Below are 14061 nucleotides of genomic sequence, written 5' to 3' on the forward strand. Positions count from 1 at the left end.
GGTAGATGCGGCAACAGGTAACTGGACAGCCGATGTCGCAGGTAGCGACCTGTTGGCCGATGGCGACAAGACCATCGATGCCACAGCGACCTTCACTGATGCAGCAGGTAACAGCAGCAGCGTGACGGATACCCAAGTCTATAACGTGGATGTGACTGCACCGAATGCCCCAGAGATTGATCCGGTCAATGGTACCGATCCAATCACCGGTACGGCAGAACCAGGTTCAACCGTGACTGTGACCTTCCCGGATGGCAGCACAGTTGATGTAGTGACTGATCCTGTAACAGGCGAATGGACTGTACCAAATCCAGGCGGTCTGGTGGATGGTGATACCATCACTGCAATTGCCACTGACCCTGCAGGTAACCCGTCTGTACCAGGTACAGAGACTGTAGACATCACCCCACCAAATCCAGCGGGTGCAACCCTTGCGATTGATGCGGTGACTGCGGACAACGTGTTGAATGCAGCAGAATCAACAACAACCATCACTGTAACAGGTACCTTGACTGGTATCCCTGCAGATGCAGCAAGCACAGTGGTGACACTGCTTATCAATGGCGTGACGTACACTGCAACCGTAGATGCAGCAACAGGTAACTGGACAGCGGATGTGGCAGGTAGTGACCTGTTGGCCGATGGCGACAAGACCGTCGATGCCACAGCGACCTTCACTGATGCAGCCGGTAACAGCAGCAGCGTGACGGATACCCAAGTCTATAACGTGGATGTGACTGCACCGAATGCCCCAGAGATTGATCCGGTCAATGGTACCGATCCAATCACTGGTACAGCAGAACCAGGTTCATCCGTGACTGTGACCTTCCCGGATGGCAGCACCGTTGATGTAGTGACTGATCCAGTAACAGGCGAGTGGACCGTACCAAACCCGGGCGGTCTGGTGGATGGTGATACCATCACTGCGATTGCCACCGACCCTGCAGGTAACCCGTCTGTACCAGGTACAGAGACTGTAGACATCACTCCACCAAATCCAGCGGGTGCAACCCTTGCGATTGATGCGGTGACTGCGGACAACGTGTTGAATGCAGCTGAATCAACCACAACCATTACGGTGACAGGTACCTTAACCGGTATCCCAGCAGATGCAGCCACCACAGTGGTGACTTTAGTCATCAATGGCGTGACTTACACTGCAACTGTAGATGCAGCAGCGGGTACATGGACAGCTGATGTTGCAGGTAGTGACTTACTTGCAGATTCGGATGCGACCATCGATGCCACAGCGACCTTCACCGATGCAGCAGGTAACAGCAGCAGCGTGACGGATACCCAAGTGTATAACGTGGATGTCACTGCACCGAATGCCCCAGAAATTGATCCAGTCAATGGTACCGATCCAATCACTGGTACAGCAGAACCAGGTTCAACCGTAACTGTGACCTTCCCGGATGGCAGCACCGTTGATGTGGTGACTGATCCGGTAACAGGCGAATGGACTGTACCAAACCCAGGCGGTCTGGTGGATGGTGATACCATCACTGCGATTGCAACCGACCCTGCAGGTAACCCATCTGTACCAGGTACAGAGACTGTAGACATCACTCCACCAAATCCAGCGGGTGCAACCCTTGCGATTGATGCGGTGACTGCGGACAACGTGTTGAATGCTGCAGAATCAACAACCACCATCACGGTAACAGGTACCTTAACCGGTATTCCTGCAGATGCAGCAAGCACAGTGGTGACTTTAGTTATCAATGGCGTGACTTACACTGCAACTGTAGATGCAGCAACCGGTAAGTGGACAGCCGATGTGGCAGGTAGTGACCTGTTGGCCGATGGCGATAAAACCATCGATGCCACAGCGACCTTCACTGATGCAGCAGGTAACAGCAGCAGCGTGACTGACACCCAAGTGTATAACGTGGACGTGACTGCACCGAATGCCCCAGAGATTGATCCAGTCAATGGCACCGATCCAATCACCGGTACGGCAGAACCAGGTTCAACCGTGACTGTCACCTTCCCGGATGGCAGCACCGTTGATGTAGTGACTGATCCAGTAACAGGCGAATGGACTGTACCAAACCCAGGCGGTCTGGTGGATGGTGATACCATCACTGCGATTGCAACCGACCCTGCAGGTAACCCGTCTGTACCAGGTACAGAAACAGTTGATCTCACTCCGCCAGATACCACTGGTGCGACACTGAATATTGATGCTGTCACAGCAGACAACGTTCTTAACGCAGCAGAATCAGCTGGTACAGTGACCATCACAGGTACCTTAACCGGTATCCCAGCAGATGCAGCAACCACAGTGGTGACACTCGTCATCAATGGCGTGACCTATACTGCAACTGTAGATGCAGCAGCGGGTACATGGACAGCCGATGTGGCAGGCAGTGACCTGTTGGCGGATATAGACAAGACCATTGCGGCTACAGCCACCTTCACCGATGCGGTAGGTAACAGCAGTAACATCACCGATACCCAAGTCTATACAGTGGATATTACGCCACCAGATAGTTCTACAACGACGGTCACAATTGATCCGATTACAGGAGACAATATTGTTGATTCAACTGAAGCTGGAGTAAACCAAACCATTAGTGGTACGGTCACTGGAGAGTTTACGGTTGGTGATGCAGTCATCGTCAATGTAAATGGTGTGGATATCAGCACTACAGTTCAAGCGGGCGGTCTATGGAGTATCTCTGTAGCTGGTGCGGAGCTGGTTGCCGATGCTGATAAAGTGATTAATGTTACTGTTAAGGCGACAGATGCAGCAGGTAACGTCGGTAATGTCACTGGTGATGTCACTTTTACGGTGAACACCGGCACCTTAATTGCTTATGACAACATTGGACATGCAGTGCTTAGTCCACAACCGGCATTGGTACAAGATGATGTGAGCTTGGGTAGTACGTCATATCTATTGTTAACTTCATTGGCAGGCATTGATCTTCAACTTGGTGGTAACTCAATCGGCTTTGATGTACAGACTGGGCATGAAGGTACTGTGACATTCCAATACAGTGGCTTAATTGATGCTGCATTGTTGTCCGACTATAAATTAGTGGTACAAAAATTTAATACGACGACGAATCAATGGGAATCTATCCACGGCGATAGCGATGCTTCATTGCTTAGCCTGCACTTACTCGGTCTTGGCATCGGAAATGTTCCAGGTGTCGTACTCGAAGGTCTGGAAGCGGGACAATACCGCGGCTTCTTGACTTACGATGGCTTATTAGGTGTTGGTGTACTTGGTACCTTGTCTGCGACGATGGATGACTATGATCTATCGATCCCTGGCGGATATGAAGTCGGCAATGCAGAAGGTAACGTGATCCTTGATCCAGATCCAAACGGACAAGTCGATCAAATTACATCGACTACGATTGTTTCTTCGGTGAATGGTCATCCGATTGATGCCGATGGTGAAAGCTTCGATGGTCAATATGGAACGATTACCTTCCATCAAGATGGTAGTTATACCTATGTTCCGTTCGCGAATGGCTCGGGTGTGGGTCAAACAGATCAATTTACCTATACCTTGACCGATCCGGTCACAGGCGCGACGACAGAAGCAAATCTGAATATTGTGTTTGATTCAATCCGTGCTGCGGACAACTTGGTGGAAGTGGAAATCAATCCACAATATCAATTGGTGGGCACAGAAACAGATTCAGCATTCTATGGTGTTTTGTTGAATGTCGGAAATCTGGTCGACTTGCAATTGCTGACTGTGGATACTGTTGATTTCAATGTCGCTGCTGGACAGGAAGGTGTTGCAACCTTTAGCTTCAACAGTCTGATTGGCGCATCGGCACTCGGTAACTACAATGTTGTATTGCAAAAATACAATGAAGTGACCGGTCAATGGGAAGCGGTGAATGGTACCGGTGACCGTTCATTATTGAATCTGACCTTATTAGGTAACACACCAACCGCGCAAATTGCGGGCTTGACCGAAGGCGAATATAGAGCGTTCTTGTCCTTCAATGGTCTGTTAGGTGGCGCAGTCGGTGTTACCCTGAACGGTGAGGTTGATCTCTACAACCCTGCGGTGATCACTGGCTACGATGTTGTTGCAGCGCACGGTAACCTGATCTCTGATCCAAATACCAATGGTGCAATCGACATTGCTACACCAAACAGCGTGATCAGTGAAATTAACGGTGTTGCCATCACTGGCTCTCCAACCACGGTGCCAGGAGTTCACGGTACCTTGGTGATCTATCCAAATGGTGACTATACCTATACACCAAATCCTGACAGTGCTGGTTTAGGACAGGTCGATGAGTTTACTTACACCTTACGCGATCCGGCATCAGGTACCACTTCACAAGCGACCTTCTATGTTCACCTCGACAGTAAAGTTGTCGATATGAACTGGAACCCAGCGGATCCATCAGAACCTGCAACCGTAACCATTATTGCAGCAGACGATGCCGTGAATGCTGGAATTAGTGCGCAACCGCATCTTATTGAAGATGATCGTGCACTGGGCAGCGCAACTTACCTTGCATTGCTATCGTTGGCAGGGATCAACCTCCAAGCACCTTTACCATTCGTAAACAGCACAGTGAACTTCAATGTGGCTGCGGGTGAGCAAGGTACAGCGACCTTCAAATACAGCAGTCTGATTAATGAAGGCGCATTGGGCGATTACCAGCTTGTGGTACAGAAATTCAATACAGTCACAAACCGTTGGGAATCAATTACCGGTAGCAGCGACGCCTCTTTACTTAACCTCAGCGTGTTGGGTATCGGCTTGAATGCAACACCAGGTGTGGTACTTGAAGGTCTGGAAGAAGGACAATACCGTGCCTTCATGACCTATAACGGTCTATACGGTAAGAGTATCCTGGGCACATTGACGGGTACCATGGATGTCTTTGATCCAACACAAGTGGATTACACAGGTGTTGCGACAGAAGGCAACGTGATTACTGGTCTAGGTGTGGGTACCAATGCCGACTCAGTCACAGGCTACACAGTTGTGGGTTCTGTAACGTTCAATGGTGTAACAACCACAGTTGATCTCACCAATGGTGCAACCATTGTCGGTCAATACGGAACACTGCAAATATTTGCAAATGGCGATTATATCTATACACCGAATAATACCAATGCAAATCTAGGTCTGGTGGATCACTTCACTTATACCTTGTCAGATCCATTGGGAGGTAACTCGTCAAGTGCAAGTCTGGACTTCACCATTGGCAACAGTACGCCAGTGATTGCAGTTGATGACCTTGCAGTTGCCGAGATTAATCCGGAATATCTGCAAATTGGTAACGATGTTGCAGCTGGTAGTTACTTATATCTAGCGTTATTAAGCTTAACCGAGAATTTTGACTTCCAGTTGGGCGGACAAGGCGTCGGCTTTACCTTGACTGACAACACCTTAAATGATGTGACGTTCAATTACAGTGCATTAATCGACGCAAGCCTGCTTGCTGACTATGTACTCGTGGTTCAGAAATTTGATACTGCGACCAACCAATGGGTAGCTGTACATGGTACAGGCGATGCTGATTTACTAAGCCTTGCAGCCTTTGGTGGTAATTCAATCACATTAGATGGTTTAGGTGCAGGTCAGTACAGAGCCTTTATGACCTATGCGGGTAGCGGTATCGGTGTCAGCTTGCTCGGTACGCTTTCTGTTCAGAAAGATGTATTTGATGCAACCAACATCACCGGTTACAGCGTAGAAGCTGCGGAAGGTAACGTGATCCATGACATTGGTCTCAATGGACATGCAGATACAGCCTCTGGCTTCAGTAGCATCACCAGCGTTGAATTCAATGGTGTTGCACATGCAGTGAATGCGACGGGTGTTACAACCATTATCGGTGACTACGGTACATTGTCGATTTACGCAAATGGTAATTACAGCTATCAACCAACTGCCAATGCCAGTGGTGTGGGCCAAGTCGATCAATTTACCTATACCTTGACGGATGGTGTGAATTCATCGCAAGCCACCTTGTACTTCCATATTGACAGCGATGCGGTCGATATGACCTGGAATCCGGCGGATCCGTCACAACCAGCTGATATCGTGGCTACACCTGTAGATGCGATTGATGATGTGGTGTCTGCGGGTATCGATGTTGTTCCACAAGGTCAGTTGGGTGTTGCCGTCGGTTCGGCAAGCTATCTGTTACTGGTGGGTGTGTCTGAGAACCTCAATCTTTCATTGCTGGGTACACCAAGTGTGAAATTTAATATTGCAGCTGGACATGGCGCGGATGTGACCTTCTCTTACGCACCAACAGTTTCACTGTCATTATTCAATGACTACAAGGTGGTACTGCAAGAAAAAGCAGCAGATGGAACCTGGCATAACATTGATGGTGGTTCAAGCACAGGCTTACTCAACATCGGTTTATTAGGAAGTGGTGGTATTGGTGTAACAGTACCTGATCTAGGTCAGGGCGAATACCGTGCCTTCATGGTCTACACAGGTGTGGGCGTCGGTATCTTGGGTACCATGAGTGTCGTGAAAGATGACTTCGACTATACCGTTGCACCGACCAATACTGCGATTGAGGCTGAAGGCAATGTGTTAACAGGTGATTCAATTACCTTGACCACACAGGTTTCAACAGTGACTTCAGAAGTTGCTGGGGCGCCAACTGAAACCATCGGAACCAACACAACCATCGTTGGGGCTTATGGTACCTTGGTGATCTCTGCCAACGGCGAGTACACCTATACGCCAAATACCACTGATTTAAGTGCGGTGGGTAAAGTTGATACCTTTACCTATACCATCCGTGACGTGTTGACCGGTGCGACGGATACGGCGCAATTGCATATTCAAGTCGGTTCACCTGATGCAACTGTGGTTTGGGATACAGTCAACCCTGGCAATGATGGTGTGGTTCAATTCACAGCCAATGCAGACAATGCAGTGGCAACAACAGACTTCTCGAATAGCAGAGATGCAGCTGTTGATGTCGATAGTCCGAATATTACGGTCAATCTCATTGGTTCAACTTCGGTGACTTCAAATAGCTTTACGGTAGCGGCCGGAACAGTGGCCAATATTGATCTGGCGGCAGTTTATACGGCTCAACCACTTGCGAGTTTGTTGCCAACAGTCAGTTACGTGATTCAACGCAGTAACGATGGTGGAGTGACCTGGACCAATACTATCTACACTGGTTCACAAACGGCCTTGGGTAGTCTGGCAACAATTCAGGCGGGCAGTGTGGCCTTCCAGGACAATGTCGATTATCTGGCAGCGGGTCTGTATCGTGTTCAATACACTTTACAAGGCGTATCTCTAGGCGCAACTACCTTGGATACAAGTGTCACCACAACCACAATTCATCTGGATCAATACAGCTCTGAATGGATCAACGGTAACGTGTTACTCGGAGATGATATTGGTGGGGTTGCGGATACAGGTCTTCCAACACATGAAGGTTATAAACTTCAGGTGTGGGATAGCGTCGCTGGATCTTATGTCGATGCGATTGGACAAAGTATTAATACCGGTAACGGTATCCTGATCATGCAGGCCAATGGTACCTATGAATACCGTCCAAATGATGTCAATGTGACTACACATTTAACATCGGCGGATAGCATTGACTACAAGATCATTTCTGCAACAGGTGTCGAGTCAACTTCTACCTTGAATATTGATTTGACCCATACTGATTACAACCTGCTTTATACCAGTACAACTGCCAATGATACCTTCACCACAGGTACTGGATCAGATACCTTGATCTTCCAAATCCTGAATGGTAGTGCGGCATCAGCGGGTAATGGTGCAAATACAGGCGGTAATGGTGTTGATCACTGGACAGACTTTGTTGTTGGCAACACCAATACTGGTGCAGCGAACTACAATGATCAGGCAGACAAGATCGATATCCAGCATCTGTTGGATGGTGATCAAAATGCACTGAATATTGGCGAGTACCTCCGTGTAACCACAAGTGGTGGTAATACAACGATTGAAATCGATCGTAATGGTGATCCTGGTATCCTTGGTAGCAGTACGTATACACCATTGTTGGTACTTGAAGGGGTGACAACAGATCTGAATACGCTGTTAAATAACAACCAGATCATTTACTAATCCTCAATCCTTTCTATAAAAAGAGAACCTTCGGGTTCTCTTTTTTCATTTTGAGAAGATCATAAAAAATTGTGCTATCTTGTTTAAAACGCTTAAAAATTCTAACAACTGAAGACATGACGATTACGACGATTTCAGCACTTGAACAACTCAAACATCAACTCAGTGCTTACTTTGAAAAGGTTCAGCAACATCTGGGTTTCACCCACACGGTTATTTTCTTGTCCTATGGCGCAAGAACACAACGTTGCCAGGTCTGGAATACTGCATTGACTGAGTTACAACCTGCACAACAGGCGCTGTTTACTTTTCTGGATAAACAATTCAACCAGCAGGGGCAACTGGCAGAATTGTTAAAATTTGATCTGGCCTATAACATCCAGGCAGCATCCTGGCAGCAAATCGAGCAAGACATAAAATGCCAGTTGCATAATAATCACTATCGCAAAGGTATCAGTTTTGATCAGCACTTCCAGACCTGTTTTTTGGAGCAGGAATTGTATGGCAAGGCCATCATTCGTGGCTTGAGCTATGATACGCCCAACTTTTTTGATCAAGATAACTTGAATGCGAGTATTTCAAAGAAATATCCGCATCAAGCGCATCCAGTCCAGCTCAATCAAATCCAGCAGGTCTGGAGCTTCGATAGCCATGCCGTATTTTATGAATCTGGACAGTTGCTACCTCTCCGTAGTCAATTCACTGAACATGGAGTACGTTACTTAACAGATGACAAAAAACAGCATTTCATGCACATGATTGAAGCTAACGCCCAGTTTCTTGAACAGCAGATTCAGGCGGATGGACGCTTTATCTATGGTTTTTTTCCAGCCTATGACCGTGACATTCGTAGCTATAACACAGTGCGGCATTGTACTTCGACCTATGCCTTGATTGAGATATTGGCGCTTTTCCCACACCAGCACAGAATCGCAAAAATCCAGACAGCCATTGAATATGCCTTAAAACATTTTTATATCGAAAAGCAAAGTGGTCTGGCTTATATGTTAGATGGCGCAGATCTCAGCCAACTGAATGAAATCAAGCTGGGTGCCAATGCTGCTGCAATTCTGATGTTGAGTAAATATCAGGAAATGACAGGGGATGATCATTATCTGAAATTTGCCCAGGCCTTGGCCAATGGTATTTTGTCGATGGTCAATGCTGCAGGTGAAACCGTACATGTCCTGCATTACCCAGACTATAGCGTGAAAGAAAAGTTTCGCATTATTTATTATGACGGTGAAACGGCCTTGGCTTTATTACGTCTTTATCAGCTACAGGCTGATGAAAAGCTGCTAAGCACGGTCAAGCGCATGTTTGAACGCTTTATCGAACAAAAATATGATCGTTATCATGACCATTGGCTGAGTTACTGTAGCAATGAGCTCACCAAAATTTGTCCAGAGGAAAAATATTTTCAATTTGGGATCAACAATTATCGCAGGCATCTGGTGTTTATCCGCAATCGTAAAACCGCCTATGCCACTTTGCTGGAAATGATGATGGCGGCTTATCAAATGCTGTGCCGGATTCGGGATTTGGGTTTGCATGAGTTGTTTGCACAGGCACAGTTTGAGGATTTAAAAAAGCTGATCGAGTTTCGTAGCGATTTTCAACGCACCGGATTTTTTTATCCTGAAGTGGCCATGTATATGGCCTGTCCTGAAAAGTGTCTGAATGCCTTTTATGTCCGGCATGACCGCTTCCGTGTCCGTATTGATGATCAGGAACATAATCTTTCCGGTTATGTGGCCTATGTTCAGCATTTTGAAAACTGAAACATTGAGGATGAAACCCATGCGCTCTCCTCAAGAGATCAAGATCATCAGTCGAATTGGCAATGAAAATTATCAGCATCCGCTCTGGCAGACTAAAATCGCAGGCGACTGTAGTGACTGGATTTTAGTTTATCTGGCTTTGCAAGCTATTGTTGCAGGTCAGGTGCAACTTGAGCAGAAGATAGTAATCGAGCAGCCGTTTGAACAGCAGCATCAACAGGGACAGTTACTGAAACAGGGGGCTTCTGTTTTGGTGCTATTGCAATATTGGAGTTTTACCCAAAGGCTTGAGCACAAGCAGGCACTTGGTTGTGCTTTGTTTGGCGATTGGCAGCAGGCTCAAATCCAGATGGCACAGACTGCCCGGCAGTTTGGATTGCAACTGCCTGATCCAGACCGTGATGTACAGAATACCCTGCAAAATTTATCAGGTCTTGCCCAAGCCATCTTTAACATGCCTGTATCCTTATTGCATACGGTATTTGTCAAAACATTCAAGCTTGCAGAGCAGCAGATTGCACCATTTAGCGCTGTATTGAGCTGTCACCAGCTCGATGCTGTCCTGATTCTCTCAAATCAGCAGCAACCTTATTACTTTTCGTATCGCCATGAAAATCAAAGTCTAGGCATTTTTCATCTCTTGGATAATTTGCATCGGATTGACCATCTGCTGCCGTATTATCACTATTTTGAACCTGCTTTATTGCCTGCCAAACAGATTCAGGCCAAACGTGAATGGATCAATATCATTGGCGATACCTATTTCGGTGAGTTTTATAGCCATAAAAGAAAAAACAAGGGCATAGACGATGCGCTACAACGTTATGGCTATGCGCGTTCTTTTGAGAAGATCAAACCGTTTTTCCATGAAGATGAGATCAATATTGCCAATTTTGAAGCCGTGTTTAACATTGATGAAAATTCACCATTAACAGATAAAAAAGCCTTTATTCTGGGAGCAGAGTCTGAACCGACCCTGGCCGAATTTAGGCGTGTGCATTTGAATACGCTATGTCTCGCCAATAACCATTTAAAGGATTATGGTACTCCAAGCCTTGTACATACTTTAGCGTTGTTAGATCAGACCGGGATCAACTTCATTGGGGCAGGGGCTAACCAACAGCAAGCGCATCAGTGCCTGCAAATTCATGCTGAACAGCAAACAGTTGCAATTTTTAATGGCTATTGGCATCGGCAGACAGCTTATCAAGCGCATGACTTTTATGCATTGGGGCAGAGTGCAGGTGTGGCGAGTATCAATGCCATTCTATTTGAGCAAATCATGCAGTATCGGCTGCAATATCCACAGCATAAGATTATTGTGATTTGTCATTGGGGCGTGGATTTTAAAAGTACGCATCCTGAACAGGAACAGCTTGCGCAGGTGTTAACCCGGATCGGTGCTGATCTGGTGATTGGTCATGGTGCGCATACTCTGCAGCCAATACAGTATATTCAGCATAAACCGGTCATATTCGGAATCGGCAATGGTGTGTTTAATAGCAATGGCGAGTTTGAAAAGTATCAGGCTTTGCCGTACGGACTGGTGGTTCGAATCAATTTAAAGGCGCAAAGCGTACAGCTTTATCCAATCTTCACGGATAATTTACACAGCTTTTGGCAGCCTTATCCTGTAAATGAAGCACAATTCAAGCAAGCCCAGGCTTTTTTAACCGGTCAACTCAATTCGGCAGATTACAGGTTGGGACAAGATCATTTGGGTCGTTATATCCAGCTGAAATTTTAAGGATAACGCTTGTAATTCTCGAGCATGATACTGAGCTGTTCTTGGGTGAAGCCGAGATTACGTAAGCCACCGCTACCGAGTTTACAGTCATAACTGGTCATAATATTGGTTGGTGTGGCTTTGGTCGCTTTCGGCGCACAGACATGGCTTAAGCCAAAAGCATGGCCCATCTCGTGTACACTGGCGGCCTGAATCTGGTAATTCAGGCGTTCCCAGTCAATTAGAATAAAAGGCTGACCCTGGTTTCTAAAGCCCCAACTGGTCACATCGGCATAGTTGAGTTTATCGCCGTAGGAATCATAAATAAAAAATAGCACTTCCTTGCTTTTGCGACGGGGAAAGCAGGTTTTTACTGCACCAGGAATATTATCGGCAATCAAGGCTCTGGGCTGATTGAGTTGATTGGCCAGATCACATTTTCGTTTACTAAAGTCCTGATAAGAATAGTAGCGATGGAATTTGAACTTAAAGATTTTTTGATTATTTTCATCGACAAAATACTGGTTCAGGATGCCCAGCTCTTTATACATTTGCTTTTTGCTATCAAAGGCTTGGGCTTCAGGACGATTGGTGGTAAAAATAAAACTGACATTGACTATAGGCAAGTCATCTGAAGCACCTGAATGATATTTATAAGGCGTAATTTTTACAGGTGATTTTTGTGTGGTACAGGACGCACTAAAGATCAGACAAAATACTGTCAGCGCTGTGAGTTTTAACCGCATTGTTGTTCTCTCAAGTCGTAGAGTTTTAATTATTGTGTTTAGCGTTTTCGCATGATTTTTATCATCTTAGCAAATTTTTATAGGTTGTATTGTGCAAGATACCAATGAACTACATCGACAAATCTTGGAAGTAATTGCCCTGATTCCGTATGGCAAAGTGGCAAGTTATGGACAAATTGCCAAGTTGGCGGGTTTGCCTAAACATGCGCGTTTAGTCGGTTATGTGCTCAAGCATTTAGACAAGCAAAGTGAAATCCCGTGGTATCGTGTCATTAATTCTCAAGGAAAAATCAGTGTAACTCGTATCAATCAGCGCGGTGAAAATGTTCAACAAATGTTATTAGAACAAGAGGGGATCTATTTATTAAATGGCAAGGTCAGTTTAAAAATCTTTGGCTGGCAGCCTTAAATAATCTCAGACTAAACCAGAATTAATATGTTGAAATTATTTTACAGTTTATTTACACTTGGATACATAAAATTACATTAGTGTTTTAGGTATTTAAATGAAAAAAATTTCTCTATTTTGTGGGGCTGTTGTTCTCAGTTTATCTGGTTGTGCCAGCATCATTTCGGGTAAAACCCAAACCATGACGTTCCAAAGTACGCCAGATTTAAGTGATATTACGATCTTAAATCGTGATGGGAAAAAAATTCATGTGGGTAAAGCACCTGTTACGGTCAGTTTAAACCGTGGTGCCGGCTTCTTTGTTCCTGAAAGATATACGGTTATTTTTGAAAAAGAAGGCTATGAAAAGAAAGAAATTACCGTAAGTTCAAGTGTAAACGGCTGGTATGTCGGTAATATTCTATTCGGTGGTATTTTAGGGTTACTCATTATCGATCCGGCAACTGGTGCGATGTATAGCTTAAATACCAAAGATACTAATGTTGTTTTAAATGATTTGAATAAAGAGAAACTTCAGGCTAAGGGGCAATCATTAACAATTGTATCGACCAGTGAAATTTCGAACGATGTTTTAGAAAAAGCCAAACCTATTGAATTAAAAACTCAATAATTCAAAATAAAAAAACATGGTAAAGGTTTACCATGTTTTTTTATCAATCCGGCAGTATTTACCTTCTAGCGAACAATTAATACTGGAATATGGCTTTCAGCCAAAACCTTTTGTGCCACGCTACCCAAGACAAACTGTTTAAAGCCTGTACGACCATGTGAACCCATGATGATCAGGTCAGCACCTAGGTTTTGCGCTGCGCCAATAATTTCCTGATGCACGGCAAAGCCTTCTAGTATTTGTGTGGCCACCGTCAGGCCATGCTCTTCAAATTTTTGCTCGGCTTTCGTTAAATTATCCTGAACATAACCTCGAACACGTTCAATCAAATCATTGCTTTGACCCATACGGATATAAGCATCTGCCAGATAGGGATCAAGTGCCATGACCTCAACCACGGTCACTTCACTGTCCAAGGCCTTCGCTAGTTGAGCTGCTTCACGGATGACATTCGCAGCAATTTCGGAGTCATCGATCGCCACTAAGATTTTTTGATAAGCCATGTTGTTACTCCTTATATTTATGATTTTGCATTGAATTGAGTCAATAAAATTTGCTTAATATATGAGCTATGATTCTATTCTAGACCTATTGCGATGAGAATAAAACCTAGCATTTTTATAGGGATAGTTATTATTTATAGCAGTATGGTTAAGCTTGGATGTGTTTAAGAATAGATGAAATTTCCATAAAAATAAAAGGGGACTATCAT

Annotated in this window: 6 protein-coding genes and 2 pseudogenes; 6 read left to right on the forward strand and 2 right to left on the reverse strand. The window is 45.4% G+C overall.

What is annotated here, in order from left to right; genetic code table 11:
- From IEV39_RS18685 to IEV39_RS00015, 4 genes and pseudogenes are all read left to right on the forward strand, one after another.
- Positions 1 to 2791, forward strand: a pseudogene (locus tag IEV39_RS18685) (beta strand repeat-containing protein); the annotation flags it as partial.
- A 228-nt stretch (positions 2792 to 3019) separates the two neighbouring features.
- A pseudogene (locus IEV39_RS18690) lies at positions 3020 to 8077 on the forward strand (BapA/Bap/LapF family large adhesin); the annotation flags it as partial.
- A gap of 116 nt (positions 8078 to 8193) precedes the next feature.
- Positions 8194 to 9858: an AGE family epimerase/isomerase gene (locus tag IEV39_RS00010; RefSeq protein WP_005288444.1), complete on the forward strand. Its 1665-nt coding sequence runs from the start codon at positions 8194 to 8196 to the stop codon at positions 9856 to 9858.
- A gap of 19 nt (positions 9859 to 9877) precedes the next feature.
- Positions 9878 to 11605 (forward strand): CapA family protein, encoded by a 1728-nt coding sequence (locus IEV39_RS00015; RefSeq protein ID WP_005288442.1) that lies wholly within the window; start codon positions 9878 to 9880, stop codon positions 11603 to 11605.
- Here IEV39_RS00015 and IEV39_RS00020 read toward each other — a convergent pair.
- Complete coding sequence (locus IEV39_RS00020; protein WP_005288431.1) at positions 11602 to 12330, reverse strand: hypothetical protein; 729 nt, start codon at positions 12328 to 12330, stop codon at positions 11602 to 11604. The two genes, IEV39_RS00015 and IEV39_RS00020, sit on opposite strands and share 4 nt — an antisense overlap.
- Before the next feature lie 91 nt (positions 12331 to 12421).
- Between IEV39_RS00020 and IEV39_RS00025 the strand changes: the two genes are divergently transcribed.
- Positions 12422 to 12739: an MGMT family protein gene (locus tag IEV39_RS00025; RefSeq protein WP_005288429.1), complete on the forward strand. Its 318-nt coding sequence runs from the start codon at positions 12422 to 12424 to the stop codon at positions 12737 to 12739.
- Positions 12740 to 12836: 97 nt separating this feature from the next.
- Positions 12837 to 13349 (forward strand): hypothetical protein, encoded by a 513-nt coding sequence (locus IEV39_RS00030; protein ID WP_005288426.1) that lies wholly within the window; start codon positions 12837 to 12839, stop codon positions 13347 to 13349.
- Positions 13350 to 13414: 65 nt separating this feature from the next.
- Here the strand turns inward: IEV39_RS00030 and IEV39_RS00035 are convergent, their stop codons facing one another.
- Positions 13415 to 13852, reverse strand: coding sequence for a universal stress protein (locus IEV39_RS00035; protein WP_005288423.1), 438 nt, complete (start codon positions 13850 to 13852; stop codon positions 13415 to 13417).
- Positions 13853 to 14061 lie beyond the last annotated feature (209 nt).

Origin of the sequence: Acinetobacter courvalinii (assembly GCF_014635545.1) — a bacterium.
In the GTDB taxonomy this organism is placed as follows: domain Bacteria; phylum Pseudomonadota; class Gammaproteobacteria; order Pseudomonadales; family Moraxellaceae; genus Acinetobacter; species Acinetobacter courvalinii.